This window comes from Corynebacterium sp. HMSC055A01, from assembly GCF_001809405.1.
Lineage (GTDB): Bacteria > Actinomycetota > Actinomycetes > Mycobacteriales > Mycobacteriaceae > Corynebacterium > Corynebacterium hesseae.
In genome coordinates this window covers 154,496-180,734 of sequence record NZ_KV797581.1, presented here as the reverse complement: position 1 = coordinate 180,734, position 26,239 = coordinate 154,496, and the positions used below count along the sequence as shown (strand labels likewise).

Sequence of the window (26,239 nt, the reverse complement as noted above, 5' to 3'; positions counted from 1 at the left end):
GGTGTAGGTTTCAATCAGTGTGAGGGTGCCCAGGCTGTGGCGTTGGGTGAGGGCTGCGTGGCGGGCTTTGCGTTGTTTACCGCTAAAGCGGGTGGGGCCGAAATACACCTGGTTAAGGTTTGCAAGTTCGGCGGCATCGGAAGCAGAGGCTCCGAGCGCGCGGAGCTCATCAGGTGAGCCAGGAATGTTTTCCACCAGCGCAATCCCCGAATTGCGGAGGCGGATGTAGGTTTCGATATCCCCCATGAGCACAGAGACTAAAACAGCACCGTAGGCCCCGCAACCGGAAGAAGAAACTACCTGGTCTTAGCCTACGCAGGAGCCGGTTGGGGTGGCGTCGACAAGCTGCGTGACGTCACCCACGTGGCCGCGCACCTCGTCCGCGGTAAGCGCATAGCCCGTATCGGAATCCTCCACGGAAGCACCAAACACAACGCCGAGCACCTGACCCTCCGGGTTGATCATCGGACCGCCGGAATTGCCCTGCCGGATGCTACCGCGCACCGTGTAGGCATCGCGCTCCACGCGGCCCGTGGAGTAGATATCCGGACCAGCGATGGTGAGACGGTCGCGCACGCGCGCCGGCTCCGCCGTGAACGGCCCCGACTGCGGGAAGCCCAAGACGATGGCATCGTCCCCGGTAGCAGCCGCTTGTTCCGCCCACGGCAAAGGATCCAATCCCAGGCCCGGGCTATGCAGCACAGCAATGTCTACGTCCGAGTTGTAATACACCACGTCCGCTTCCTTGAGGCCAAGGACCGTATCGAGGCGAACCTTATCCGTGCCCGCCACCACGTGGGCGTTCGTGATGACGTAGTCCGGCTCCGTCACAAAGCCCGAGCCCATGAGGCGGCGCGAGCATGCCTCGGCATCACCCAGCACGTGAATGACGGAAGGCCGCACGCGTTCTGTGAGTTTGGGATCCCCAATGTTTACCGCCGGCGCATCCACCTCGACATCGGCGCCAGATCGCTGCCAGGGCGATACCAACGGCGGCAACCCGGACTCGTTGAGGAGCGCAGCCAAGCCATTCGGCAGCGCCGCCAGGCGCGATGGCGCCACCGCATTCAGCGAGCTCAGCACACGCGATTCACGCAGCGCCTGCCCCGGCTGGCCGCCCAGGTTGGAGGCCAAGGGCAAGGACACTAGCCAAATCACCACGATGGCCGCCGCGGCTTGGAAGACCGCGCCAATCGACGAATCCACGCGCTGCCCCGAGCGGGTTCGCATGCGGTCCCGCAGCGCCATGCCAAGCGACGTCCCCACCAGCTGCCCCAGCCCCACCAACAAAATCAGCACGCCGACAGCCAGCAAAAAGCGCACGGCCGCCTGGTCCGTCAGCCCCATCACCAGCGGGGCAACCACGGTTCCTAAAACCAACCCCGCAATGATTCCCACCGCTGCGAGGACCGCCGCTAAAGCGCCCTGCCGCCAGCCCACACGCACGGCAAGGAGCACGGCAATAACGATCAGGATGTCAACAGCTAGGGACACAGAGGAATTACTTTCTTAAGGGCTAAAGGGCAGAAACTAGCCTATCTTCTCATTATTCAAAGAGCGATTGAGTGAGTCACGCAGATCATGAACCATATTCTTATCCCATTCCACGCTCCAGCCCGCGTGGTCCATCAGCCCGGAGAGCACTCCCGCGGTAAAACCCCATACCACGTATCCCCGCGCCCGGAAGGCCGGCCCCTTCCAGCGGCTCCAGCCCACCATCATGCGGTTGGCCGGATCCGCCAGCTCCCGCAGCGGGACGGTGAAGACATCGTCGGTCTCCGCCGGGCTCGCCGGCCACACGGTGCCCGGTTCATGCCAATACGCCAGGACCGGGCTCACGGTGTTGCCGGTAGCCCGGATGTCCAGCTTGCCCCACTGCTCAAGAGGTGTGACCGTGGAGCGGTCGAGGCCGGTTTCTTCCTCGGCCTCGCGCAGGGCGACGTCCACAAGCGAGGCGTCCCCCTCCTCCCTACGCCCGCCGGGAAAGGCAATCTGGCCGGAGTGCGAGCGCAGCGACGGCGAGCGGTGCGTGAGCAGCACCTCACCATCCTCAAAACTCGTCCCCTTCAGCAGCACCAACACTGCCGATTCACGCCGACGCTTGGCGGCCGGGACATGCCGAATGAGGCGTTCTTGGACCTTGTCTGTATCAACCCCGAGCGCCGGGCGCAGCCACTCGGGAGCATGAGTGGGAAAGAGGCGGCTCACTTGAGTATCTCCTCGACGGCCTCCTCCAAATCTTTTGCGGAGTCGAACGGCTTCACAAACTTCTCCTCCACCGTGCCATCGCGCACCACCAGGGTGATGGGGATAACGCCCGGCAACCCGAGCTCACCTGCGAAGGTGCCGTCATCGTCTTGGTAGCTGGGGATATCCACCTGCAGGTCGCTGAGAAGAGCGGCCCCGTTGGCGGCGTTCGCGTCCGCATGCACGCCGACGACATTCCACGTCGGGTGCGCTCGCGCAAGGTCTTCGAAGAAGGGCAGCTCTGTGCGGCACGGTTCGCACCACCACGCCCACACAGTGACGATTTGGACGTTCTTGGCCGCAGCGGTGCTGGCCGCACCGAGACAAGGAAGATCCACGCCGGCAAGCGGTCCCTCGGGGCATTTGGGGCGCTTGGCCACCTCTTGTTCCTGTGCCTCGGGGACGGCGACCTCGGGCTCATCGTTCTCGAGGAGGTTGACCACGCCGACGAACGCGAGCGCCGCCAACGCGGCAATGGCAACGATGCTCGCCTTCACGTATCCGGGCCATCGAGAGTATTGGCTCATTGCTCCACCTTAACCTCGTGACGGGCACCATGGGGCGAGGGCGCAGGCCGCGCACTGCGGCTTCCGGGCGGTACAGACACGGCGTCCATGGAGAATGAGGCGGTGGGAAAACACGGTGTGCTCTGCTTCGGGCACGCGCTTGGCGACGTCCCTCTCAATCGCCCTCGGGGTCTTCGCTTTGGTCAACCCAAGCCGCTGGCTCAGGCGCGTGACATGCGTATCCACCGTGATCCCCGGCAGGCCAAAAGCATTACCGCGCACCACTAGCGCGGTCTTGCGGCCTACGCCAGGCAGCGAGGTGAGTTCATCGATGCCGCGGGGTACCTGCCCATCGAAGTCCGCAACGAGTTTTTCTCCGATGCCCAACAGGTGGCCGGCCTTCGTGCGTTGAAATCCGAGCGGGCGAAGGATGCGTTCGAGGTCAGCGCGGTCCGCGGCCGCATAGTCCGGCGCGGAAGGATACTGGGCAAAAAGCTCCGGGGTGACCTGGTTGACGCGGGCGTCCGTGCACTGCGCGGAGAGCACCGTAGCAATAAGTAGCTCGAGCGGCGTGGTGAAATCTAGCTCGCAATCGGCGTCGGGATATTCATCCGCCAAGGCAGTACGAATATGAACGATGCGAGCGGCCTCGGCATCATCGTCGTGATTCACGGGAAGGTCAGGGGACATAAAAAAGATTTTAGTGACGGCGGTTAGAATGGGAAGCATGATTTCGCTCGTCATCTTTGTGCCGCTGTGCCTCGCACTGTTTGCCATCCTCATGGAGAAACTTGAGGCGACGGCCTTTGAAAACTAAATAGATTATTTAAAGCGTGTGATTATTTTTCACGCTGGTGGAAATAGTGACTAATTACACTGTATGATATTGTGCAGTGCCTCGTGGCGCACTGGAGACTAGGTGCGTCAAAATAAACCAAACCAGCTTGCGTCACCGTGTTTTCCTCGCTACGCAGGCTTTAAGGAGTAACAGTGGAAGGCGTACAGGACATTCTCTCCCGCGCTGGTATTTTCCAGGGTGTCGATCCGGTAGCAGTGCAGAACCTCATTGAGCAGATGGAAACCGTCCGTTTCCCGCGCGGCACCACCATTTTCGAGGAAGGTGAGCCGGGAGACCGCCTCTACATCATTACCTCGGGCAAGATTAAGCTCGCCCGCCACGCCCCGGATGGCCGCGAGAACTTGCTGACCGTGATGGGTCCGTCCGATATGTTCGGCGAGCTCTCCATCTTCGATCCGGGCCCGCGCACCTCTTCCGCAGTGTGTGTCACCGAGGTCACCGCCGCCACGATGAACTCGGAGATGCTCAAGCAGTGGGTGGCCGATCATCCGGCGATTGCTCAGCAGCTTCTTCGCGTGCTGGCCCGCCGTCTGCGCCGCACGAACGCCAACCTGGCGGACCTCATCTTCACCGACGTGCCGGGCCGCGTAGCCAAGACCCTGCTGCAGCTAGCTAACCGCTTCGGTATGCAAGAGGGCGGCGCGCTGCGCGTGAACCACGACCTCACCCAGGAAGAGATCGCCCAGCTCGTCGGCGCTTCCCGCGAGACCGTGAACAAGGCGCTGGCCACCTTCGCTCACCGCGGCTGGATCCGCTTGGAGGGCAAGTCGGTGCTCATCGTCGATACCGAGCACTTGGCCCGCCGCGCACGCTAGGTCTTAAAGGCCGAGCCCGCCTGTGCGGCCCTCGGCCTAAGGCTTGTCCTAACGCAAAATCCCCCGAGAATTTCTCGGGGGATTTTCCTATGTAGTGCTTTAGTTCTGAGCCGCGAGGTACTTCAGCGCGGTGCGCGTCGACTGCTCAGCTGCGTGACGCAGGACCGGATCGACATCGTCATACATCTCATCAACGAGAGTCTTGACGTCGACGTCCTCACCCAAGCGCCCACGGACCTCCTTGATCTGGTCCAGGCGGTGGTGGCGGCGGTCAATGTACTTGCGGGCAACCGCGGAGGTGTCCTCCAAGTCCGGGCCGTGGCCCGGGAAGAGCGCCACGTCCTTGCCGCGTTCTTCCAGAAGATCCAGGGTCTTCAGGTAATCAGCCAAGTCGCCATCCGTCTCAGACAGCAGCACGGTGTGGCGGCCTGCGATGGTGTCACCGGTCAGGATGCCCTCCAGGGTGGAGTTCTTCGCTTCCGCGGACCACACAAAGAAGCAGGTGGAATCTGCGGTGTGCCCCGGGGTGTGAACGACCTCAAGCTGCGGGGTGATGCCGTCGACGGTGATCACTTCTCCGTCGACAAGCGCGTCGCCTCCATTGCAGTAATTCGGATCGAAAGAGCGGATGGGAGCGCCGGTGAGCTGACGCAGGCGCTGGGCGCCTGATGCGTGATCATCGTGGCGGTGGGTAAGAAGGATCAGCGCAACCTCGCCCGCCTTCGCGGTCACGACGTTGAGATGACCTTCATCCTCCGGGCCCGGATCAACCACAATGGCGCGGGAATCTTCTCCGGCGCGGATGATCCACGTATTGGTGCCCTCCAAAGCGGTGTAACTGGGATTATCGCACAGCACGACACCGACGGACTGGCTCACGGGACGCAGTTGGCTATATGCAGGATGCTCCATGGTTCTAACCCTATCCGATTACTCAGCGATTTCTACGATGACTTCGATCTCAACGGGGGAATCTTTCGGTAGGACCGTTACCCCCACCGCAGAACGCGCGTGGATTCCGGCATCTCCGAAGACCTCACCCAAGAAGTCGGAAGCACCATTGATGACCGCAGCTTGCTCAGTAAAGGAGGGGTCCGAAGCCACGAATCCAACCACCTTCACCACGCGGGTTACGTGATCAAGGCCTACGAGACCATCGATTGCAGCCAAAGCGTTTAGCGCCGCCGTGCGCGCCAATTCCTGTGCCTTGTCGAGGCTCACCTCTGCGCCGACCTTGCCGGAAGCCGACAATTCACCGCCCACGACGGGCAGCTGGCCAGAGGTCCACACCTGGTTTCCCACGCGGGTAGCTGGGATATAGGACGCGAGGGGGACAGCGACAGAAGGCAGCTCGACGCCGAGCTCTTCGAGGCGGGCAAGCGCACCCATTAGGACTCCTCCACAGGACGCTTGAAATAGGCGACAACATTCTCCGGGTTCATACCCGGGGTGATGGTGACGAGCTCCCAGCCGTCCTCACCCCAGGAATCGAGGATTTGTTTCGTCGCGTGCGTAAGAACCGGCGCAGTGGCATATTCCCATTTAGTCATGGGCTCAATGCTACTAAATACCGATGAGTTCGCCACCCTCAGCGAGGTAATGGGCCCAGCTCGTGATGTGCGGGTTCTTGCGCAGAAGGGCACGGCGCTGACGCTCCGTGAGGCCGCCCCACACGCCGAACTCCACGCGATTATCAAGCGCATCCGCGCGGCACTCATTGAGCACCGGGCAATGGCGACAGATTACTGCAGCTTTACGCTGCTCAGCTCCTCGTACAAAGAGTGCATCGGGATCACCGTTGCGGCACTTAGCTTGGGTAACCCACTCACCACGCTCTGTGGTTAACGAGGCATTCTTTACCATTGCGGACCGTCCTGCACCTTTGACACTGACTGCCATGGCTAGGTAACTCCTTCCAAGCTCACCCCCGTCGAGCTCAAAGATCATGAATAACCCTCTACCCGACGGAATATTATGTACCCTTGGTAAGTCTATTCACAGACCGGTATACCTGTCTAACAGGTCACACTTTAGGGGGGTCTCCCGGATATCCTCCTAAACCACTAGTGTGTGGAGGGTGACTGTGATCAAATCCCTGGGAAAGCTCGTCCTGTCCACAGCACTGGTCGGCATCCTCATCGCGCTGGCCATCGCCCCCGTCGCTGGCGTCAGCGGTGTCGCCGTGGCCAGGACCAATGAGACGATGCAATCAGACGTCCAGGATCTCACCAACGGTGATACCCCCGGCGTGAGCACCATCTTGGATGCCAAGGGCAACCCCCTTGCGTATATCTATGAGCAGCGCCGCCATCCAGTGAAACCGGATGAGATCTCGGACGCCATGAAGAAGGCAGTGGTGGCTATCGAGGACCGCCGTTTCTATGAGCACGAGGGCGTCGACTTGCAGGGCAATGTCCGTGCGTTGTGGACCAACCTGGTTGCGGGCGGTGTCTCCCAGGGCGCATCCACGCTTGACCAACAGTACGTAAAGAACTACCTCCTTTTGGTCAACGCGACTACCGACGAAGAACGTCAGGCCGCGACCGAACAATCCGTGGCCCGTAAGCTGCGCGAAATGCGCATGGCTACGGACATCGATGCCCGGCTCTCCAAGGATGAGATCCTCACCAACTATCTCAACCTCGTCCCCTTTGGAAACCACTCCTTCGGCGTTGAGGCCGCTAGCCGCACCTACTTCGGAACCGATGCCGCGCACCTCACCGTGCCGCAGGCTGCGATGCTCGCCGGCATGGTGCAATCCTCGGAATACCTCAACCCCTATACCAACGAAGAAGGCGTAACTGAGCGCCGCAACGTGGTACTCCAAGCCATGGTTGATAACGGCTCCCTTTCCCAGGAGGACGCCGACGCCTTTTCCCAGCAGCCACTCGGCGTGTTGGACAGCCCTGCAACCCTGGCTAACGGCTGCATCGGCGCGGGCGATCGCGGCTTCTTCTGCGACTATGTGCTGGAATACCTCAACGAAAAAGGCATCGACCGCGAGCACCTTGCGCGTGGCGGTCTGACCGTTAAGACCACGCTTGACCCCGACGTCCAAGACCAAGCGCTCAACGCAGTGCGAAGCAACACCGCCCCGGATGCGGCGGGCGTGGCGGAGGTCATGAACGTTATCAAGCCGGGCACCGATTCCCGCAAGGTCCTAGCCATGGTGTCGTCGCGCACCTATGGGCTCGACCTGAACAACAATGAAACCCTTCTGCCCCAGCCCAATTCTTTGGTGGGCAACGGCGCAGGCTCCGTGTTCAAACTCTTTACCGCCGCGGCCGCCCTGGAGGCGGGCTACGGCATCAAGGACAAGCTGGCCGTGCCCAATCGCTACGAAGCGGAAGGCCTGGGATACGGCGGCGCAGCTAACTGCCCGCCCAACAAGTACTGCGTGGAAAACTCCGGCAGCTACGCCTCCACGATGACCATGCAGGACACGCTGGCCTACTCCCCCAACACCCCCTTCATCCAACTCACCGAGCAACTTGGCGTCGAGCGCCTGGTCGACATCGCCGTCAAGCTCGGCCTGCGTTCTTATGAAGAACCCGGCAGCTACGACGGCGAGTCCTCCATCGCCGACCACATTAAAGACTCCAACCTCGGCTCCTTCACGCTCGGCCCGACAGCAGTGAATGCACTGGAGCTGTCTAACGTGGGCGCGACGGTGGCGTCGCAAGGCATGTGGTGCGAGCCCAACCCCATCGAGGAAGTCACGGACTCCCACGGCAACGAGGTCTACCTCAAACACACGCCGTGCGAACGCGCAGTGGACAAGGAAGTGGCAAAGGCGCTGGAAAACAACATGACCGCCGATACCGAAAAGGGAACCGCCTCCGACTCGGCACGCGCTGCCGGCTTCAGCGGCCAGGCCGCCGCCAAGACCGGTACCACCGAGTCCAACCAGTCCTCGGCTTTCCTTGGATTCAACTCGGCAGTCGCTGCCGCACCGTACATCTACAACGACGGGACCACCACAAGCCCGCTGTGCACCGGCCCGGTACGCCAGTGCCCCAGCGGCAACCTCTTCGGCGGCAAGGAGCCGGCGGCAACCTTCTACACCATGGCCGCGCGCGTCCCCGAAGCACAGAAAGGCACGGTGCCCGATTACGACCGGGCCTACGACTCCGGCAAGGTTTCGCCGCTTATCGACGGCGTGAAGGGCAAGTCCGAAAGCCAAGCCCGTTCCGCGCTGGAGAAAGCCGGATACAAGGTCAGGACCACCGAGGTCCCCGCGCCCGGCGTGGGCTACGGCAAGGTAGTTCGCGTCATCACCGGTCCATCCGGCGCGAAGAAGGGCGCGGAGGTCACGCTCCAGCTTTCCGACGGCTCCGCGAGCGACTCCTCCGATTCTGCGAGCACGAGCCCAGTAGCCTGGGACTCCAACTCGGGCTCCCCGTCCGCACCGAGCGGCGGCGAGCCGGGAGGCGGCCAGTCCGACCCACTATTCACTCAAGAAGACGTTGACCGCTTCACGAATGATGTGCGGAGCTTCTTCGGGCTCTAGCGCGTTAGTTGAGGGCGGCCTTCACCGCAGTGGACAGGCGCTTGCCGTCCGCACGTCCGGCAGCCTTGGCGGTGGCCACCTTCATGACGTTACCCATCTGTTTGATGGTCGCCGGCTCACCGGAGTCCTTCTCAACCTCGGCGATGGATTCTTTAACGAGGGCGTTCAGGGAGTCGTCGTCAAGCTGCTCCGGCTGGTAGGCCTCGAAGAAGGGGACGTCGACAAGCTCCGCCTCCGCCAACTCCGGGCGGCCATTCTCCGCGTAAACCTCTGCGGACTCGCGGCGCTTTTTAATCTCACGGGCGATGACCTTGAGGATGTCCTCATCGGTGATCTCGTGGCGAGAACCGGAAGTTTCCTCCGCCTGGATGGCAGACAGTAGAGAACGGATGGCGCTCGTACGGGCCTTGTCCTTGGCCTTCATCGAGGTCTTAAGGTCAGCGCGGATAGTTTCTTTCAACTCACTCATGCCCTTCAATCTACGCCAGCCGGCCAGGTAGTGTGGTGAGGGTGAAGATTTTCCCTGTCCTTGGCGGACTCGCCGCCGCCGGCCTGGGCACCGCCGCATGGGCGCACTCAGAGCTCACCAAGTTCGAGCTCAAGGAGTACACCCTGCCGCTGCTGGAGCCCGGCACGCTGCGCGAGGAGTCCGAGTTCCGTATCCTGCACGTGTCCGACCTCCACATGATTCCGGGCCAACGCGCCAAAATCGAGTGGGTCTCAGGCCTCGACGCCCTCGACCCGCACCTGGTGATCAACACCGGTGACAATCTTTCCGACGAGCGCGGCGTCCCCGAGGTCCTCCGCGCGCTTGGCCCGCTGCTGAGCCGCCCGGGGATGTTCTGCTTTGGCACCAATGATTACTGGGCGCCGCGCATCCCGAATCCCTTCAACTACCTGATTGGGAAGAAGAACGAGCCCTCTTATGTGAACCTGCCGTGGAAGGGCATGCGCGCGGCTTTCCTTGAGCACGGCTGGCACGATGCCAACCAGGCTCGCGTGGAATTCAAGGTGGGCGATGTTCGCCTGGCTGCCGCCGGTGTGGACGACCCACACCATGATCTGGATGACTACTCGGAAATCGCCGGCGCCCCGAACGAGGATGCCGACCTTTCCTTGGCGCTCCTGCATTCCCCGGAACCCCGTGTCTTGGAGAAGTTCGCCGCTGACGGCTACCAGCTGTCCTTGTCGGGACACACGCACGGCGGCCAGCTCTGTCTTCCTTTCAAGGTGGCGGGTTCGCGCTCCATCGTGACCAACTGCGGCATCGACCGCGTCCGCGCCCAGGGCCTGCACCGGTTCGGAGAGATGTACATGCATGTCTCCAACGGGTTGGGCACCTCGAAGTTCGTTCCCTTCCGAGTCTTCTGCCGCCCGTCGGCCACGCTACTGCGTATCACTGAGAAGACCGCCTAGGGATACCCCCTCCACGCTGCCGTTTTGTCCTTTCAGACCGGGGTGAGTTACAGTATTCCGGTACCGCTTAGAGCGAGACACCGGGATATGGCGCAGCTTGGTAGCGCGCTTCGTTCGGGACGAAGAGGTCGCAGGTTCAAATCCTGTTATCCCGACCATTAAACCCGACGGTTTTGCGAATCTAGCTTAAATCATTTGCGAAACTGCTCCGCATAGCTAAACCCACCGCTTCACCGCGGTGGGTTTAGTCGTTTTCGCTCTGTTCCAGTCGTTGACTAATAAGGAACACAACATGGTTCGTCCCCTCTAAAACGACTTCTAGCCCGGAACCCCATATCGGTTTTCCGAGCTAGATGGATAAAAGTATTCAGTTGGTCTTAAGCGGCCTCGCGCGCAGGCGGCGCGTTCGGGCTTGCCTTCTCGCGCGCCGGATCGCGCGGCGGTACAGGTTTACCAGAGTCAGGAGGCGGAGTCTTTTCATCCCGATCCACCCGGCCAAGAAAACGCCGAATCATAGATACATTGGCCGCGACCACACCAAGAGCTGTATAGAAGAAGGCCGCAGCAAAACCGCGTACAGGTCTTCTCGCATGGTCACCAATAGCAGCACCACCACGATTGTTCTTTACATAGTCGTTGCGGGTTTCAATCACATTGCGCCACGTGCCATACACCTTCTTCCATTCCGGTGTCTTAAAAGCAGGGCCAGTTTGGCGGTAGCGCATTCCCTCCTTATTCGGGATGGTTACCGAGACCTTATTGGTACAGCACTTTCCTTTTGCCTTGCGCGCGGTAGATAGATTTGGCCCGGAGATGGAGGGTAGTCCTCTGTCTCTCGCGTCCTGGCGCTGACTCTTTTCCACCAAGGGACATGCCAGTGTCTTTCCTTTACCTCGTCCCGGACACATAAACATCTGGCTCTCACCGGAGAGCTTCTTGCCTTTTCTCCGCATGGCAAAGGCGCGGCGCTCGTTGATCCGCTGGTTGTAGGTGGCCTCATCAATACGTCCGGCATAGAAGTCTTCGGTGGCTTCCACCAGAGGTTTCGGCATGGCAGGACAATACCAGTGGCCTTCAACTAACCCCATGGTTTCATAGGATCCGCGCTTTCCCAGCTGATTGGTTCTGTAGTCTCCCACCAGGGTATAGCCGAGTTTGCGCAGTGGTTCATGGAAGTCTTTGGTCTTAGCCACCGCGAAGTAAGCACGATCGCCCACCACTGTGCCCTTAGGTGTCTCAGGATCATCCGTTAAATGCCGCATGGCTTCCAACCCACGGATCGCAGGGTTGTGGCTGGGCCGGTCGAAGGCCATGCCCATAATCAGGTGTGGCTGTGCATATGAGCCTTGGTCGCGGATGACTCCGGCAACAAGTGTGGCCTCCCAACCCCACACATGCTTGGCGTTTCGCTTTCGGTTTGATTCGCCATGTGTTTCTTGTCGCTCGTCACGGGAGTACCAGCCTGCCTCCGGCTCGGAGGACATGAGATCGTCCGGTCGGTTCGTCCATCGGTTGTTGCCACGGCGCACGCCTGGAATAAGTGTTCCGTCTAGGGTGAGGTCTCCCTGCCAGTTGGCTCGGTATTCTTCGGGCATGTCCTCGGTACTTGCCATAACTAGCTCATTGAACACGTAGGTGGCGCGCTGCCATTTTTCCTCGCGGCGCTCAGGGTCTTGTTCGTCCATCAGCCGGTTGAATTCAGCACGGGTAAGCCTGGCGCGGTGCGGGATGTTGTCGAATGGGTCAACGACATCAAGGAAGCTGTGCAGCGCACGCCACAGGCGGTAGTACCAGTTGCTGTGCTGGGTTGCGTAAAAGTCACCTACCCGTCGTGCCTTATCGCGGCTGGGCAGGTTAAGGAGTTCTAAAGCCTTGTCTGTCGTATCAGGCGAGGCCAGGAGCGTCGTCATGGTGGTCAAATGCATGGGTTGACCAGAACGCGCCAGAATCAGGTAGAGCGCAAGGATGGTGCGGTCGTTAACGGATTTAGGCCTGCCTCCTTTGGCGGGGTCGTAGCCGTCTACTCGCCTCCAGGTGTCAAGATGGTGGCAGATGTCGGTGCGGTCGATGATGGTCAATGCCCAGGAAACGCTGGCTCCATCCAGGCGAAGCAGCGGGGTGGGTGTGGTGTTGAAGTGGGCCACCTAGACTTCGCCTCCTGCTCTCGGTTCGACGACTCGAAGCGGCGGGTAGTCTGGTTCGTCCCTGTTGCCGCTGATCCACTCACGGTATTCGGTCTCGGTGAGCGCGCCAGATTCAACGATCATGTGGTGAAACGTGTCCTGGAAGGGCTGGATGCTTCCGGTGGCATAGACCAGATGGTTAAAGTCCACGCGCTCGGCGGCATGAGTAGCGATCCAGGTATAGCGCAGCCTGGGCAGTGTCGGGGCAAGGCCGGTACTCGATGGGTTCTGGCTGGTCTTGTGGATGAAGTCAGCAATCAGGTGTGGGCCTGTGGCATCGTTGCGGCGGCGCGCCGAGTTGGGTTTTACCAGTGGTTCGTCTCTACGGTCGTCGCCCACGCCATGCAGCACTTGGCGCATGAGGTCGTCGAAAGGTGCAGTCAGCGGAACGGTACGCGGCTTTAGCCCACGACCACCGCGTGCATGAACCGCCAGCACTGTGCCAAAGTCGGTGAAGTCGCCATAACGGCAGTGATAGATTTCCTCGGTGGACATGCCAGCACCTAAAGCCAGTGACACGATGATGCAGGCCACGCGCCGCGACTCGCGGCGGGGGCGGGAGTGAACCCAGTCGTCGATTCGGATAAGTTCGCTGGCGTTGTAGGCGCGGCGCGGAGCCGTAGCTGCCGGGTAAAAGACCTCCGGTAATTCTTCTGCCCACTCCAGCGCGCCTTCTTGGCCAATGACATGGCTTGCGCAGCGGTTGAGGATGCGGCGGGTGGCATTGAGGCTGGATTTGGATAAATCCGCTGTACGGGCTTGTAAGTAGGTGCGGATCTTTCCGCCATCGCGCAGCAGGTAGATACAGCCGTCCACGGAGATGTCGTCGTACCAGCGGTCGCGCATGTAGCAAAAGTACGTGGCGAGCACGCGCTTGCGGTTGCGCTCAACGGTAGGAGTTGTAGGTGGCAGTAATCCGCGTGTCGTCAGTGTGTCGATCACAGCGTAGACCTCATTGTATTTAGACTTAGGTGGTTCGTCTTTTTCTTCTTGTTCAAAGGAAGTGGTCTCGTGGCTTCCGACCTTCCCGCCGAGGCTCCGGTCAGGCGTTACGCCAACTGGCCTAATGCCCATATCGAGGCCCACGATCCGGTCATGCGGAAATTGCAGGACTTTGCCCGCAACGTCCAGAAACTCACCCTGGACGGGAGCTACCCCAGTGCCAAAGACTTGGCCGAGGCCTGCGGTATCCCCACCTCCACCATCACCCGAATCATCCGCGGCGAGATGATCCCGACGGGACGTGTCATTGCCAATATCGAGGTCACCACAGGCAAGCCCTTGTGGCCGCGCCATCGCAGCAACCGATACGGCAGTCAGTGACCCGAGGGTTGGAAACTGCATGTTTCCGACACTGGTAAGGCGGGTGTGAGTTACATGGGTGTCGCTCATGGCTCACGAGGTGAGCACACCTACACCACGAAATAGGTGGCGGTGCCTTCTTACCTCAGACCATGAGTAAACCCGCAGGTCACAGGGTGGTTCGTCCCTGGTGCGGTCTGTGCGCCATGAGGCGAGTTTTGCGTATCCGCAATCCAACTTTGCGTATCCGCAATCGCTAGGGATAGCTCAGGAAGTCTCCGTGAGCCGAGCTACAGCACGTACAGGCCTCCACCTGGGGTGCCATGAGTCGATCCTCCGGCCAAAAGAATCCGGTAGGCATGGCGGCGGTTAGCTCCGGCCTCGACCACGTAGTCCTCAAACTGGTGCAAGGACTTCAGTCCTGCCGCAGCACACAGCACATCAGCGGGAACTCCGGCTGCAATGCGGTCGATAATCCACGTATTGCGCAGCCTGCGGGTATCCGGCACCATATCCGGCGATGTACTAGGTGTTACCCGGCGGAGATACGCCGAGAGCTGGCTGACGTTCTCGTTGTCGCGGCCTGGCCTGAACAGGTAGTCCTCCGGGCCGGTAGCCATAATGACCGGCTGAAGTACCTCGATATGAGACTTGAGCAGTGGCACCTCGCGCGGGCCAGCCCCGCGGTAGCCGTGCGGAAACAGCAGCACCCCGTCGCCGTCAACACGCACGTCTTTGCCGCGCAGCGTGCAGATTTCTCCTGCGCGCAAGCCCGCACCAAGCGTGAGTGCTAGCACCGTAGTGAAGTTGCGGCGGCGGGCAGCTGTGGGTTGCGACTCGGCCCAATCCCACATCCTGTCACAGGCATAAGAGTCGTAGGGTTCAAGGGTTGGCTCGTAGCTAATCGGGTGCTGGTAGTCAGGGTTCCAGTCGTCGTTGATCACCTCCGCCACACGACACAGCAGCGAGCGCTGGGTTCCTGCGGTGGACGGGCTGAGCTTTGCACCATCTCCGGCAAGGAAGTAGTTTCCGATGATGTCGGGGTGGAAGACGGTCTCGACAGTCACCACGCCGTAGCTCACCCAGACCCAGGCGGCGAGCTTGGACACACAGTTGAGCGTGTTGCGCAGTGCGTCGCGGCTGGTGTTATCCGGGGTGATGTTAAGTGCGCGCACGCACTCGCGGGTGAAGTCGGCAACGTGGCTCCACGGCTCAGAGCGCACGGCGTGTGGTGTGTAGTTGGCGATGATCGCCTCATAGTCGGCGGTGGTGTAGTTACTGGACATGGGCCTTTCCTTCGTCGGCACGATCGCAGTGGAATGGGGCGGTGTAGTGGATGCTACGTAGCTAGGCCACGCAGTGCACTCCGCTACACATAGTCTTGTTTGCCGATCTGCAATCTGGCAAGCAGGTGGCCTCACACCGCCAACTTCGCAGGAATTTCTTATATGGCCTGCATGTTTGCGGTTCCGCAAACATCTACCAGACGAACCACCACATCATGTTGTGGAGATCAAAAAAGGGACATGCCATATTTAGTACCCCCGCGCGAGCCTCGGACACGGCCTTAATCCTACCCACCAAGTCCTTCAAGGCCCCGCTTTGTGGCCCACAGCTATGCCCACCACAACATGTAGATCCGCTGCCCCCGGTTGTGGCTAACCGATACGTGCGCGACCTGCGCGGAGCCTCAACCACACCCCGCACCGACTAGCGTGACCACCGTCGAGCGCGATTGCGTATCCGCAATTTTGTCTTAACTCACGCGGCTTGTTGCCAAACCTCGCACATCGGCAACCCACCGCGCGGACAGTTTGCGTATCCGCAAATTTCTACCTGTTACCGTGCCCGACACTTGACATTTCCACTGCTCACACCCTCAAAGGAAAGGGACGAACCATGTCCACACTCGACATGAGCACACCACTGTACTGCCAGTACTTCACCGCCGAGCTTGAGGTAGACGACCTCGCCCAAGTCACCGAAACCCTGAAACAGGGAAAACAGGTGGCCGACACCATCTTGTCCATGTCCACCGCCGCGCTCTACAACCACGTCATTAGCTTCACAGGCCCGCAGGGGCTTATCACCGAGCGCGAAATCAACGTCCTCACCGCGTTTAACTCCATGTCGGTGGCCACTGCCCCGGTGCGCGTCACGTTTGTCACCCTGGCCGACACTTACGGAAACCGTGCGGGACTCACCCGCATCCAAGGCGGTGAGTCCGCCCGCGGCCTAATCCCGCTTACCCGGTCTGTAAACGAGGCCACGGTTGCAGACATGTCTGCCACCACACCAGGACTCACCATCAATCGGCCCAATAGTGTCCACGACGACCTGATCATTCGCTGCACGACTTTTGACCCGGACGGGTGCGTTCCCGAAGCAAAGGACGAGTTTCCCGGCGTGGACTACTGCCCTAGCCTGTACCACCTTTTGCGGGACGAACCATCTCCAGGCATCGACATCACCCACGACATTATCCGCGCACTACTTCCCTACCGCGGGATCCACATGGAGGTAGAGCCGAGGATTCTCGATGGCGATGTAGACATCGAGCGGCTGTAGCTGCTGGCTACGCTGTAAGCCATGAAGGAACCCAGCTGTGGTGTGTGCTGCGGCTGGGTTTCTTCTTGGGGAGGGTGAAGAGGGGACGTGATGGGACACCGGCCACGTCTTAAGTCGGGCAGCGTCTCCGCCAGACCCGGCAGAACTTGCGCACCGCTGACTGTAAGCATATACTTACACCTGACATCGTTCGATTACGATACGGAGGGATGATGGACGCAGCACGGCTCGCTCAGATGCTCAGTGCTCTTGGAAGTGAGCCTCGGTTGCGAATTATCGCCTCCCTAGAGACGGATTCGACCCATGTCAGTGAGCTGGCCCGCCGACTCGGGATGTCTCGGCCACTGCTCTACCAGCACCTCAACCGCTTGGAAGCTGCTGGACTCATCGAGAGTGGCCTGGAACAGCTCGGAGAGAGCCGAGTGAGGAAGCACTACTGGGTCGCTCCGTTTCAGCTTGAAGTAACTCCAGACCACATTAGGCACCTGATTAATCAAGAACAGAAAAGGGAATCTTCGTGACACTTACCGCTACCGTATTTCTTGTCATCCTCGCCGCCGCATTACCACTCGCGATCTTCGTTGCTCTTACCGTCTGGGTGGTACGCACCGTCACCAGCGCACGACGCGAAACGGCGACGGCGATCGATGGTTCCAACCAACTCATCGTGGAGCATCTACGCAACATCACCGAGCGGTTGGATCGGATTGAGGCCCAACTCAGCGAGATCCCCGAGTAATCAGGCTCTTCCTTAAACAAGGGGCGCGGTGGTTTTGGCTCCGCGCTATGGGCTGTCACAGCGTATGCGCTAAGCACGTCGCGTAGACCTCCAGCAACATAAACTTGCTTGTGACTTTGGCGGCGGGGTGTGTCTCCGGTCGTGGCGTTATCCTGTCCCTCTCGCGGATAGGGGCTAGGACTGGGGACGAACCACGTGGTGTGCCCCCACCTCCGACACCGCCCCGGCCCACCTGCCGACGGAACCGGGAACGGAAACCGACGGAAACCATAGCTGTGGTTCGGGTCGTTGCAGGTGGGTGGGTAGTTTCGCAAAAGACTCAACCCGCAGGAAACTGCGGGTTCTTTTTCGTTTTCACCTCTAAAAGAGGGGTTAAGGAGAAGCGTAAACAACGTGACGCGCTGCACCCCATCGACCGGGACATACCGCGTCCGAGATTTCTTCCCTGACCAACATCGTGACCGAAGCCAATGAGATTGGTAAGTTCGGCTAGCTCTGCAAACATGACCAGGTTTATTCTTCGTACTGAGAGCGCACCGCACCAGGACCAAGACGAACAGTGCAGCAGTTGGAGCACCGGGTCACAGTTAGGTCAGCCTAGACCTCCTCAGGGCAAATGCCGAGGGCACATCCCCCTCTTCCGCGATTGAAGGTACCGCATCAGTAGAAAGCCACCAATTGCCGACGCGTAAATACACATATATACTCACAGAAGTACGCCAGGCGTTGAGCCGCGAGGCAAGAATACCCCGGGCAACAACTCCGAGAGCCGATGCTTAGCATCGGCTCTCGTGCCATTTTCCGGAGTCACGGAGTTCAATTTGCTGCTCGCATACCTTGACGAAATTGGTTCCCCTGGGGCCTTTGTCCATCCTTCACACAAGAAGTTCTCTGATAGCCCCGCTTTTGGTTATGGCGGCTTTGTAATTCCCGAAGATAATGCTCGGCAATTTGGCGCCTTCTTCGCGGAACGAAAGAAGCAATTCTTCCAAAATGATATTCCAGACAACGTCGATCCTGGTCGATGGGAAAGAAAAGGCGCAGATTTACTGTTCGCCAAGGCATACGATGAACGTCCCCAAAATTTAAGACTGCTTGGAAGTCTGATTTCCAAACTTAGGCAATTGAATGGAAACCTTTTCTACTATGCTGAAGAAAAGCCAATAGGCACTCCCAAAGAGACTAACTGTGGTCCAAATGAATTTCGCCAGCGAGAAGAAACCTCAATGAGGGAATCCTTAAATAGGCTGGCGAATCATGCACATTCGTTAGACCAATCGATGCTCGTGCTAATGGATCAAATCAATGAAAAATCCCGAATCCAGCGCTTACCTGTGATGTACGCCCATATTCTGGGTCGAGCTACCGAGCATAAGGAAATGCGGCGATTAATTGAACCGCCCATGCACATCGACAGTAAACTCTCTTCTAATATCCAGTTTGCTGATTGGGTATGCGCTTTAGTAAAACGAGCTGTCGAATATCAACTAGTAGAAGATTCTCGCTATTCATGGATCCCCTTTGCGAGTCAGTTATCGGCTGCGCGAGGAGCTTTCACCTATGAATCGAAACTCCACCTATGCGGGCGATCCATCTCAGATCTCCACCATTCAGAGATTATCTATGCCGAGAGGCCAGTTATCGACTTCCTAAATGTGGTCAGGAAAACCGGGAAAAACTAGAACGGGTCAGGAAAGCCACACTCAGGTAAATGCATGGTTGCCACAAATCTCCTGCAGGAAGCCAATTCCCTGTGAGAGGTTTTGCCAACGGGAACCAAGCAGTAGGCAGCTTCGAGTTCTCTTGCGTTTCACGGTTAAGGGCTTTTAACCAGCCCTAGAAGCTCGAAGATCCACCCGAACCGGAAAAGCCCGAGCTAAACCCGCTGTTGACGCCGCCGCTGCTGGAGGAGCTATCGCGCGCGGTGGTGGCATCGCTGTCCCAGGTGCTCACAACGTAGAAGGGCACGTAGCCGTGGTAGCCGGAACCGGCGAAGAAGTTGGAATCATAGATGCGCGTGCGCTCTGGGCGCTCGTCGGCCTCGTTGCGCTTCTGCAGCTGCGCCTGCAGGTGCTCAGAGAGTAGCGCGGTGCGGTCCAAGAGCTCCAAGTAGCGTTCCATGAACTGCGGGTGATTAGGCTCGTTGGAGAGTGCAACGGCGGCACCTTCCAGCTCCTTGGCGTGACGCTCAAGCGCCGAGTCGATATCCGCCGCCAAGTAGCCTGCCTGGGCCAGGTCTTTACCCAACTCGTAGAGCTCGAAGCGGCGGGCATCGGCATCAGCGTCTTCGATGCGGCGCAGCTTTTCAATGTTGACTTCGGCGGTTTCCACGCGCTCACACAGCTCGCGCGCGTGGGCGATGGGCTCGGCATACGAGCGGAACTGTTCATCCGGCGCATCGGCCGGAATCGACATAAGGGATCCCACCTGGGCATCGATGGCGAGGAAGTCATCGCGAAGGCCCTCCCAGTCCTCACGCAAACGCTCATCCACCAGACCCGATTGCAGCGAGTGCGCCCGGATATCGATCTCCCTCAGACGCTGCGCCACATCGGTATAGGTCTGCGAGACATAGTCCCAGTTCTCGCGCGCCTGCTGCGCCTTCTTCTGCCGGCTGCGACGAGTACCGCCGACGATGCCTGCGCCCGCGCCACCGACGCCCAGGCCCGCCGCCCCGAGGCCAATGGCCGCTCCAATGCGCCCATCTTTCGCGCTCTCGTACTGGGCATCCGCAGCACGGTCCACATCGATCGCTGCCGCCGCGCCAGCAAAAAGCCCAGCAGGAATGTTGTCATCCCGCACGCCCGGCTTAATGGCTTCGATGGACTGCTCCAAATGGCTGTCATCTTTGCGCAGCTTCATCTGCCCGGCCACATCCTCACCCGCAAAGACGAAGGCCCGGCGCGGGTCGAGTCCCACGCCGACGAAGACCTGGCCATCAGCAAACTTATCCTTGCCGATGAGCTCCGGGTGATTATCGCGCAGGTACTCCTCCACGGAGTCGTTAACGTTTTCTTTGTTCTTGGCAAAGACCATGTAGTGCAGCCCCTGGACCACGTCGGGGGCGGCGATCCGGGAGACATCGCTAAGCATGCGCTCTTCTTCCTCCGGAGTGAGCACATCGTCCGGGTCCATGATGTCAGCCTGCACCTCACGCTGTGCGGGCTGGATGACATAGTCGGAACGCTCGGGCTCATCGAAGGCCGCCAAGCTCGCACCCGCGCCGATTCCCCCAAGCAACAGACCGCCCACCATGGCCGCACCGACGATGGCGTCGACCGATGTTATTTTGGGGCCGCGGCTGGCGGCAAAAGGTTTGATATCGCGAGAGTCAGTCACGGTGATTCTCCAATCCCTGGGCAGTCGGTACCGCCAACTTTACCCCCACAATTGGAAACGACGCGGTGCCCCTACAGCAGCCGCGTCGCCCCTATTCCCTATCACTCACAACGGATTGGAGAAACCGTTTGCCTACCCCCTAAGTAGGCTTTGTGAGCGACTTTCACTCTAGCACTCTTTCCATTCACAGCGGTAGCAAAATCTGGAAAACCGAGTAACATATCGTGGCACTTCTGCGATGTGTCGGACGCAAGGCCGTGAGCTAGGCTTTTTCCTTTTCGGCCCGCCCTGCAGGTGCCCCCACGAGCACGAAGGCCGCAATGGTGATTACCCCCAAAATGGCCAGAGCAGTCCACAACTGTGGGGACTGCCCGCCATTACCTGCCACGGTGATGGCGGAGGTGGCCCACTGCATGGGGAAGAGGTGCACGAGCGCGCTCATCGCAGCGTTGAGATCGGTGCCGGTCGACGCCGCCTTCCACGCCCAGCCCACGATGCCAACCTGCGCCACGGCGAGCACGCTGCCCAGGACCCAGCCGCCCGCGCCAAGGCCGCGCGCAAGCGCGTACGCAATGCTTGCCGACGCCACCCCGGCCCCCGCCGCCGCGAGCCCCGCCCAGGCCACCGCGGCTGCGGTCACGCCAGTAGCCAGGAGGGCCACGAGCAAGCCCACGACGACACCAATCAGCACCGCCCCGCCGAGAAGCGTGAGGATGCGGCGCTCCACGCGCGTCAACAGCGCGCCGATAACACCGCCGCCAAGAGCAGCGATGGCTGCTAGCAACATAGCGACAATGGGGCTCAGCAGCTGGGCGGGCTCGCCGCCACCCTCGGCAGGCCCGGCGACGGTCGGCATCGCACGCTGCGCTCCCTGCACCTTGGTCCGGTTCTGCTTGGCCATGCCATCGACCTTCTCCGCACCGGCAACGAGCTGGTCCACGCCCTTCAAGGCCTCATCGACCTTCGCGTTGAGCTCACCGATACCGGCGTTGAGCTGCTTCGCCCCCTCGGTGGCTTGGTAGACGCCATCGTGGTAGGCATAGCCGCTCACGGTCAACTGGTTGGACAGCTCCCGGGAGCCATCTTTCAATTGCGTCAATTGGTCCTGAACGGACTGGTCGAATTGGAAGTTCTCCACCTGGCCGCGCAGATCACCGAGCTGCGAGCGGATGTTCTTCGCCTCCGCCGAGTTGTTTCCTTCCAGGTCCTTCAAGGTGCCGTCGATCGCCTGCAGGATCTGTCCGCGAACCACGCCGAGACCCACGACTTGATCCACGGCCCCGCCGACGCCGTCGGCCAGCTCGGTAGCGCCGTTGCCCAGCTGGGCGGTGCCGGACTGCAGCTGCACGAGCCCGTCATAAAGCTCTTGCGAGCCGCCAGCCAGCTGGTCTACTCCACCGCCGAGCTCATCAGCGCCATCCTGGAGCTCCCCTGTGCCGTCAGCGAGCTGCTTCGTGCCATTGGCCAAAAAGCCGGCTTGGGCATTGGCTTCTGAGAGGGCACGGGAGACGTCGTAAAGCTCAGCAGGGTCGATGGTGCCATCGCTGGGAGCCCCGGCCTGCTCCTGCGACCACGTTTCGGCCGGCTGCCACTCGGACACGGCGGCGACGACCGCACCGACAATGAGCGGCACGATGAGCACGAGGGTGAGAATGAGAGCGCGGGTGCCAACCTTCCGGTTGGCGTCAGCAGGACTGGCTAGGCGTGAGGTCATGTAAAAGAAACTATCGTTCACGCTGGGAAGAAGCGGTCAGGCGCGCGGAAAAGCCCCGCCAGTACCGTGTTCTTCGGTCACTAGCGGGGCCTGTGTTAGCGCACTCGCGCTAAAGGATTACTTCTTCTCCGCGAAGAGCTCGCGCACGCGCTTACCCAGCTGCGGGGAGACAGCATCCCAGTAGGCGTAGACGCGCTCCTCGGTCTCCGGGGACACGCCAGCCATAGCGTTGGTGATGTTGTCTGCGAGGCGCTCCTTGGCACCGTCGTCGTAGACGTTCTCGTACAGGTCAGTGGCCTGAACGGTGTCATTATCCTCGGCGTGGCGGACGTAGGGCGCACGAACCAAGTCGATGCCGGCCGGATCCGGGTTCACGTAGAGGTCCGGAGCGGTGGTGGTCTCCTGCTCCTTGAAGCGCAGGTTCTCATCGCCGTCCATGTAGCCGCCGCCCTTGGCGTGGCGGTTCGGCGAGTAGACCGGATCCTCCGGGGCATTGAACAGGTACTGCATCGAGCCCTCGTGCTCGTAGGTGTTGACCTGGTTAAGCGGCTGGTTCACCGGCAGCTGCTTGTAGTTCGGTCCGATGCGGTAGCGCTGCTGGTCGGCGTACGCGAAGACGCGTGCCTGCAGCATCTTATCCGGGGACAGGCCAATGCCCGGGACGATGTTGGACGGATCCAGGGCAACCTGCTCAATCTGCGCGAAGAAGTTACGCGGGTTGCGGTTGAGCACGAAGTATCCGACATCCACCAGCGGGTAGTCCTTCTTGGACCAGGTCTTGGTGAGGTCGAACGGGTTGAAGCGGTATTCCTCGGCCACTGCCACCGGCATGATCTGAACCTTGACGTCCCAGACCGGGAAGTTGCCTTCCTCGATGGCGTTGTAGAGGTCTTCGCGGTGGTAGTCCGCGTTCTTGCCGGCCATCTCAGTCGCCTCGGCGTCGGTGAAGTTCTCCACGCCCTGGCGGGTCTTGAAGTGGTACTTCACCCAGAAGGCGTCACCGGACTCGTTGACCCACTGGAAGGTGTGGGAGCCGTAGCCGTTCTGGTGGCGGGTGGTCTTCGGGGTACCGCGGTCACCCATGAGGTAGGTGACCTGGTGGGTGGTCTCCGGGTTACGGGTCCAGAAATCCCACTGCATGTCAGCATCGCGCAAACCATTAGCGCCCAGACGCTTCTGGGAGTGAATAAAGTCCGGGAACTTAATACCGTCACGCAGGAAGAACACCGGGGTGTTGTTGCCCACGATGTCGTAGTTGCCGTCCTCGGTGTAGAAACGCAGCGCGAAGCCGTGGACATCACGCCAGGTATCCGGGGATCCCTGCTCGCCGGCGACGGTGGAGAAGCGGCCCATCATCGGGGTCACGGTGCCCTTCTGGAAGAGCTTGGCCTTGGTGTAAGCGGATACGTCCTCGGTAACGTGCAGCTCGCCGAAGGCACCGTGGCCCTTAGCGTGCGGGGTGCGCTCCGGCACGCGCTCGCGGTTGAAGTGTGCGAGCTTCTCAATAAGGTGGATGTCATTGAGCACGACCGGGCCGTTTTCACCAGCAGTGATGCTGGTGTTTTCCGTTGCAATGGGCTGACCGGAAGGGCGGGTGGTGTTCTCGCCGCCCGGGGCGCGCTGGCCCTTATCCAGAACCTTGTCTGCAACGAACTCGTTTGAAGCGTTAGTCATGGGGTTAATGCCTCCTACAGTTGTTGATAATTTGTGATTCGTTATCAATCTCGGACCTTTCATAGCCTACCCATTAAAAATGACCTACGCAACAGAATTTTTCCCAAACGTAGACGCCCACAGAGGAGCCCCAGCGGTTCCCGAGGCTCACGCCCCCGACTGGTAAATTATGGGAGGTGAAACGACACTCCGAGCGCGACGATGCGCGCGTCACCGATCTCGCCCTCAAGGCGGGCCGCGGCGACCGCGCAGCCCTCACGGAGTTCATCAAGTCCACCCAAGATGATGTCTGGCGCCTGCTCGCCCACCTCGGCGGCCCAGATATCGCGGACGACCTCACCCAAGAAACCTACTTGCGCGTCATCGGCGCGCTCCCCCGCTTTGCCGCCCGTTCTTCAGCACGCACGTGGCTGCTCTCCCTCGCTCGCCGCGTGTGGGTGGACAACATCCGCCACGACATGGCCCGCCCGCGCAAGTCCGCCACCGAGTATGAGGACGCCGCCGCCCTTGCCGCGACCCCGGAGAGCTCGGGCACGTGGAGCGAGTGGATCGACGCCCGCGCGCTTATCGACGCCCTCCCAGAAGACCGCCGCGAAGCCCTCATCCTGACCCAAGTCTTGGGCTACACCTATGAGGAGGCCGCGAAAATCGCCGGGGTTCGCGTGGGCACAATTCGCTCCCGCGTCGCCCGCGCCCGCAAGGACCTCATCGACCAGCGCGGATAATCGTTATCGAGCCGTTATAAATGGGCGTCGGGAGTCACAGCACCTGCGCAGACGTGCGGCAACTGACAGGTCCTGGCGGCCCGTCCGGTGCCAGCTCAGCGAGAAATCGTAGTGTCAGCTGGAAAATACCTATCGACCACACCTAATCTTTTTCGAGGCACACGTGATAAATCGATAGTCGAACCGGGCCCGCGAGGCTTTCCCGATTGCCCGCACCACACCTTGGGTTGTGATGACATTCCCCGGCGCGTGTGAGATTGAGAGACCTCTTTACCTTATGTGGAAACGCGCAGTGGCCATTTCCATGGCCTTCATTGGTGTCGTCGTCGGCGCCGGCTTTGCCTCCGGACAGGAAGCAATCCAGTACTTCGTGGCTTTCGGAAACATGGGACTGTGGGGTGTACTCCTCGCCTCCGCCCTCATGATCATTACTGGTGTAGCCATTTTGCAGCTCGGCTCCTACTTCCAAGCGGACGAGCACACGGCCGTCTACGACAAGATTAGTGGCCCCATCGTCTCCCGAGTGCTGGACTGGGGCACCCTAGCCACGTTGTTCTCCATCGGCTTCGTCATGTTCGCCGGTGGTGGCTCGACCATCAGCCAGCAGTTTGACGGCGTGCCCATCTGGGTGGGTGGGGCCGTGATGCTCGTGCTCGTTCTGCTGGTAGGCCTCCTCGACGTGGATAAGGTCAGCAACGTCATCGGCGCGATTACGCCCTTCATCATCATCTTCGTGGTTCTGGCCACCGGTTACACCATCATCGTGACGGATGTTGACTGGTCTAGCGCCAATGATTTCGCGGTCAACAACGTCGAAAGCCCTCTCAGCAACTGGTGGCTGGCCGCGCTGAACTACACCGGCTTGAATGTCATGTGCGCGGTGTCGATGTCCATCGTCATCGGCGGCAACATCCTGGATAACCGCGCCGTCGGTGTCGGCGGCCTCATCGGTGGCTTTTTCTACCTGCTTCTACTTACCCTCCTCGTGGTTTCCCTCTACATGGTGGCGCCGGATGTGCACAAGCAGGACCTGCCGGTGCTCACGTTGATCAACAACGTGAACCCGATCCTGGGTTACTTCATGACCTTCATTATTTACGGCATGGTCTTCAACACCGCCATCGGCATGTTCTATGCCATGGGCAAGCGCCTAACCCGCAAGAAGCCGAAGCTCTTCTACCCCGTCTACGCGGGCGCCTGTGTCGTGGGCTTCATCCTCTCCTTCATTGGCTTCAAGCAGCTGGTCTCCAGCGTTTACCCGATCCTGGGGTGGATTGGCCTGCTCATGATTGCAGTCATGGTCATCAGCTGGATTACCCAGCGTGACAAGATCACCTCCGAGTCTGACCGCCGCGTGCGCGCCCGCACCTTGGTCAAGCGCCGCCTCGACCCGCGCGAGCACTTCACCAAGAAGAACGAGCGCGAGCTGCGTAAGCTTGCCGCTGCCTCCAACATGGAAACGGAGGAGTTCGTCGAAGTCGTCGCCGAGGAAATCCACGAGGAACTCGAGGCCGACGATGAGATTGAATACGACCGCGAGGATCCAGACCCCTCCGTGACCTTCGTGGAGCACACCAAGCCCGAGGTCCCGAAGGACTAGCGCTTCCCGCATGTGTAGCGGGCCGCGCGTCCCGCTACACAT

The 26,239-nt window shown here is 60.2% G+C and carries 25 protein-coding genes, 1 tRNA gene and 1 pseudogene; 11 read left to right on the top strand and 16 right to left on the bottom strand.

The features are described 5' to 3' along the window. The 5 genes and pseudogenes from HMPREF2604_RS07095 to nth form a co-directional block, all read right to left on the bottom strand. Positions 1-246 (bottom strand): annotated as a pseudogene (locus HMPREF2604_RS07095) (HNH endonuclease); the annotation flags it as partial. A gap of 60 nt (positions 247-306) precedes the next feature. Then, positions 307-1,494, bottom strand: a complete 1,188-nt coding sequence (locus HMPREF2604_RS07090; RefSeq protein ID WP_070564327.1) for a MarP family serine protease — start codon at positions 1,492-1,494, stop codon at positions 307-309. A gap of 36 nt (positions 1,495-1,530) precedes the next feature. Beyond that, a complete protein-coding gene (locus tag HMPREF2604_RS07085; RefSeq protein WP_070564325.1) occupies positions 1,531-2,208 on the bottom strand; it encodes an NUDIX hydrolase in 678 nt (225 codons plus the stop codon). Next, a complete protein-coding gene (locus HMPREF2604_RS07080) occupies positions 2,205-2,774 on the bottom strand; it encodes a redoxin family protein (protein ID WP_070564322.1) in 570 nt (189 codons plus the stop codon). The genes HMPREF2604_RS07085 and HMPREF2604_RS07080 overlap by 4 nt, the downstream gene beginning before the upstream one ends. A gap of 9 nt (positions 2,775-2,783) precedes the next feature. Continuing rightward, the gene (gene nth, locus HMPREF2604_RS07075) at positions 2,784-3,443 is read right to left on the bottom strand and encodes an endonuclease III (RefSeq protein ID WP_246818391.1); all 660 of its coding nucleotides are present in this window, start codon (positions 3,441-3,443) and stop codon (positions 2,784-2,786) included. Positions 3,444-3,743: 300 nt separating this feature from the next. Between nth and glxR the strand changes: the two genes are divergently transcribed. Further along, entirely contained in the window at positions 3,744-4,427 is a 684-nt protein-coding gene (glxR, locus tag HMPREF2604_RS07070; protein ID WP_070564319.1) for a CRP-like cAMP-activated global transcriptional regulator GlxR, read from the top strand. 99 nt (positions 4,428-4,526) lie between these two features. Here the strand turns inward: glxR and HMPREF2604_RS07065 are convergent, their stop codons facing one another. Genes HMPREF2604_RS07065 through HMPREF2604_RS13645 form a run of 4 tightly spaced genes read right to left on the bottom strand, consistent with a single transcriptional unit; the run spans position 4,527 to position 6,326 of the window. Beyond that, complete coding sequence (locus HMPREF2604_RS07065; RefSeq protein WP_070524074.1) at positions 4,527-5,339, bottom strand: MBL fold metallo-hydrolase; 813 nt, start codon at positions 5,337-5,339, stop codon at positions 4,527-4,529. A gap of 18 nt (positions 5,340-5,357) precedes the next feature. Then, complete coding sequence (locus tag HMPREF2604_RS07060) at positions 5,358-5,816, bottom strand: RidA family protein (protein WP_070533774.1); 459 nt, start codon at positions 5,814-5,816, stop codon at positions 5,358-5,360. Continuing rightward, positions 5,816-5,977, bottom strand: a complete 162-nt coding sequence (locus HMPREF2604_RS13940) for a Sp36 family protein (RefSeq protein ID WP_154737218.1) — start codon at positions 5,975-5,977, stop codon at positions 5,816-5,818. The genes HMPREF2604_RS07060 and HMPREF2604_RS13940 overlap by 1 nt, the downstream gene beginning before the upstream one ends. A 13-nt stretch (positions 5,978-5,990) precedes the next feature. After that, positions 5,991-6,326 (bottom strand): WhiB family transcriptional regulator, encoded by a 336-nt coding sequence (locus HMPREF2604_RS13645; protein WP_180952135.1) that lies wholly within the window; start codon positions 6,324-6,326, stop codon positions 5,991-5,993. Between the two features lie 178 nt (positions 6,327-6,504). Between HMPREF2604_RS13645 and HMPREF2604_RS07050 the strand changes: the two genes are divergently transcribed. Next, positions 6,505-8,937 (top strand): transglycosylase domain-containing protein, encoded by a 2,433-nt coding sequence (locus HMPREF2604_RS07050; protein WP_246818390.1) that lies wholly within the window; start codon positions 6,505-6,507, stop codon positions 8,935-8,937. Between the two features lie 4 nt (positions 8,938-8,941). Here the strand turns inward: HMPREF2604_RS07050 and HMPREF2604_RS07045 are convergent, their stop codons facing one another. Beyond that, the gene (locus HMPREF2604_RS07045; RefSeq protein WP_070564310.1) at positions 8,942-9,406 is read right to left on the bottom strand and encodes a GatB/YqeY domain-containing protein; all 465 of its coding nucleotides are present in this window, start codon (positions 9,404-9,406) and stop codon (positions 8,942-8,944) included. A gap of 41 nt (positions 9,407-9,447) precedes the next feature. Between HMPREF2604_RS07045 and HMPREF2604_RS07040 the strand changes: the two genes are divergently transcribed. Together HMPREF2604_RS07040 and HMPREF2604_RS07035 are read left to right on the top strand one after the other, a co-directional pair. Then, a complete protein-coding gene (locus tag HMPREF2604_RS07040; RefSeq protein WP_070564307.1) occupies positions 9,448-10,353 on the top strand; it encodes a metallophosphoesterase in 906 nt (301 codons plus the stop codon). 81 nt (positions 10,354-10,434) lie between these two features. Then, positions 10,435-10,511, top strand: a tRNA-Pro gene (locus HMPREF2604_RS07035). 219 nt (positions 10,512-10,730) lie between these two features. On the opposite strand, the gene HMPREF2604_RS07030 is transcribed toward HMPREF2604_RS07035, so the two are convergent. Continuing rightward, a complete protein-coding gene (locus tag HMPREF2604_RS07030) occupies positions 10,731-12,497 on the bottom strand; it encodes a hypothetical protein (RefSeq protein WP_070564304.1) in 1,767 nt (588 codons plus the stop codon). Then, positions 12,498-13,478: a hypothetical protein gene (locus HMPREF2604_RS07025; protein ID WP_083299200.1), complete on the bottom strand. Its 981-nt coding sequence runs from the start codon at positions 13,476-13,478 to the stop codon at positions 12,498-12,500. Between the two features lie 69 nt (positions 13,479-13,547). Between HMPREF2604_RS07025 and HMPREF2604_RS13640 the strand changes: the two genes are divergently transcribed. Next, positions 13,548-13,859: a helix-turn-helix domain-containing protein gene (locus tag HMPREF2604_RS13640; RefSeq protein WP_080971166.1), complete on the top strand. Its 312-nt coding sequence runs from the start codon at positions 13,548-13,550 to the stop codon at positions 13,857-13,859. Positions 13,860-14,128: 269 nt separating this feature from the next. Here the strand turns inward: HMPREF2604_RS13640 and HMPREF2604_RS07020 are convergent, their stop codons facing one another. Then, positions 14,129-15,124: a tyrosine-type recombinase/integrase gene (locus HMPREF2604_RS07020; protein ID WP_049358834.1), complete on the bottom strand. Its 996-nt coding sequence runs from the start codon at positions 15,122-15,124 to the stop codon at positions 14,129-14,131. A 613-nt stretch (positions 15,125-15,737) separates the two neighbouring features. Here HMPREF2604_RS07020 and HMPREF2604_RS07015 point away from each other — a divergent pair. The 4 genes from HMPREF2604_RS07015 (at position 15,738) to HMPREF2604_RS13635 (ending at position 18,827) form a co-directional block, all read left to right on the top strand. Then, the gene (locus HMPREF2604_RS07015; RefSeq protein ID WP_070564299.1) at positions 15,738-16,406 is read left to right on the top strand and encodes a hypothetical protein; all 669 of its coding nucleotides are present in this window, start codon (positions 15,738-15,740) and stop codon (positions 16,404-16,406) included. A 209-nt stretch (positions 16,407-16,615) separates the two neighbouring features. Continuing rightward, on the top strand, positions 16,616-16,927 hold the full coding sequence (locus HMPREF2604_RS07010) for an ArsR/SmtB family transcription factor (protein WP_005323142.1): 312 nt from the start codon (positions 16,616-16,618) through the stop codon (positions 16,925-16,927). Further along, complete coding sequence (locus tag HMPREF2604_RS07005; RefSeq protein ID WP_005323143.1) at positions 16,924-17,145, top strand: hypothetical protein; 222 nt, start codon at positions 16,924-16,926, stop codon at positions 17,143-17,145. The genes HMPREF2604_RS07010 and HMPREF2604_RS07005 overlap by 4 nt, the downstream gene beginning before the upstream one ends. A gap of 791 nt (positions 17,146-17,936) precedes the next feature. After that, on the top strand, positions 17,937-18,827 hold the full coding sequence (locus HMPREF2604_RS13635) for a DUF3800 domain-containing protein (RefSeq protein WP_246818389.1): 891 nt from the start codon (positions 17,937-17,939) through the stop codon (positions 18,825-18,827). A 154-nt stretch (positions 18,828-18,981) separates the two neighbouring features. On the opposite strand, the gene HMPREF2604_RS07000 is transcribed toward HMPREF2604_RS13635, so the two are convergent. From HMPREF2604_RS07000 to HMPREF2604_RS06990, 3 genes are all read right to left on the bottom strand, one after another. After that, positions 18,982-20,484 carry a DUF5129 domain-containing protein gene (locus tag HMPREF2604_RS07000; RefSeq protein WP_070564296.1) on the bottom strand — a complete coding sequence of 501 codons (1,503 nt, stop codon included), beginning with the start codon at positions 20,482-20,484 and terminating at the stop codon, positions 18,982-18,984. Between the two features lie 262 nt (positions 20,485-20,746). After that, a complete protein-coding gene (locus HMPREF2604_RS06995; RefSeq protein WP_070564293.1) occupies positions 20,747-22,198 on the bottom strand; it encodes a hypothetical protein in 1,452 nt (483 codons plus the stop codon). Between the two features lie 117 nt (positions 22,199-22,315). Continuing rightward, positions 22,316-23,872, bottom strand: coding sequence for a catalase (locus HMPREF2604_RS06990; protein ID WP_070564290.1), 1,557 nt, complete (start codon positions 23,870-23,872; stop codon positions 22,316-22,318). Positions 23,873-24,048: 176 nt separating this feature from the next. Here HMPREF2604_RS06990 and HMPREF2604_RS06985 point away from each other — a divergent pair, with 176 nt between their 5' ends. Both HMPREF2604_RS06985 and HMPREF2604_RS06980 read left to right on the top strand, forming a co-directional pair. Further along, complete coding sequence (locus HMPREF2604_RS06985) at positions 24,049-24,597, top strand: RNA polymerase sigma factor (protein ID WP_070524053.1); 549 nt, start codon at positions 24,049-24,051, stop codon at positions 24,595-24,597. Between the two features lie 277 nt (positions 24,598-24,874). Then, positions 24,875-26,197 carry a YkvI family membrane protein gene (locus HMPREF2604_RS06980; protein ID WP_070564287.1) on the top strand — a complete coding sequence of 441 codons (1,323 nt, stop codon included), beginning with the start codon at positions 24,875-24,877 and terminating at the stop codon, positions 26,195-26,197. Positions 26,198-26,239 lie beyond the last annotated feature (42 nt).

Coding starts and splice junctions, on each gene's coding strand:
- HMPREF2604_RS06980 (WP_070564287.1), top strand. CDS start 24,875: ATGTGGAAACGCGCAGTGGCCATTTCCATGGCCTTCATTGGTGTCGTC.
- HMPREF2604_RS07045 (WP_070564310.1), bottom strand. CDS start 9,406: ATGAGTGAGTTGAAAGAAACTATCCGCGCTGACCTTAAGACCTCGATG.
- HMPREF2604_RS06990 (WP_070564290.1), bottom strand. CDS start 23,872: ATGACTAACGCTTCAAACGAGTTCGTTGCAGACAAGGTTCTGGATAAG.
- nth (WP_246818391.1), bottom strand. CDS start 3,443: ATGTCCCCTGACCTTCCCGTGAATCACGACGATGATGCCGAGGCCGCT.
- HMPREF2604_RS06995 (WP_070564293.1), bottom strand. CDS start 22,198: ATGACCTCACGCCTAGCCAGTCCTGCTGACGCCAACCGGAAGGTTGGC.
- HMPREF2604_RS07020 (WP_049358834.1), bottom strand. CDS start 15,124: ATGTCCAGTAACTACACCACCGCCGACTATGAGGCGATCATCGCCAAC.
- HMPREF2604_RS07010 (WP_005323142.1), top strand. CDS start 16,616: ATGATGGACGCAGCACGGCTCGCTCAGATGCTCAGTGCTCTTGGAAGT.
- HMPREF2604_RS07060 (WP_070533774.1), bottom strand. CDS start 5,816: ATGGGTGCGCTTGCCCGCCTCGAAGAGCTCGGCGTCGAGCTGCCTTCT.
- HMPREF2604_RS07065 (WP_070524074.1), bottom strand. CDS start 5,339: ATGGAGCATCCTGCATATAGCCAACTGCGTCCCGTGAGCCAGTCCGTC.
- HMPREF2604_RS07080 (WP_070564322.1), bottom strand. CDS start 2,774: ATGAGCCAATACTCTCGATGGCCCGGATACGTGAAGGCGAGCATCGTT.
- HMPREF2604_RS07015 (WP_070564299.1), top strand. CDS start 15,738: ATGTCCACACTCGACATGAGCACACCACTGTACTGCCAGTACTTCACC.
- HMPREF2604_RS13645 (WP_180952135.1), bottom strand. CDS start 6,326: ATGGCAGTCAGTGTCAAAGGTGCAGGACGGTCCGCAATGGTAAAGAAT.
- HMPREF2604_RS13940 (WP_154737218.1), bottom strand. CDS start 5,977: ATGACTAAATGGGAATATGCCACTGCGCCGGTTCTTACGCACGCGACG.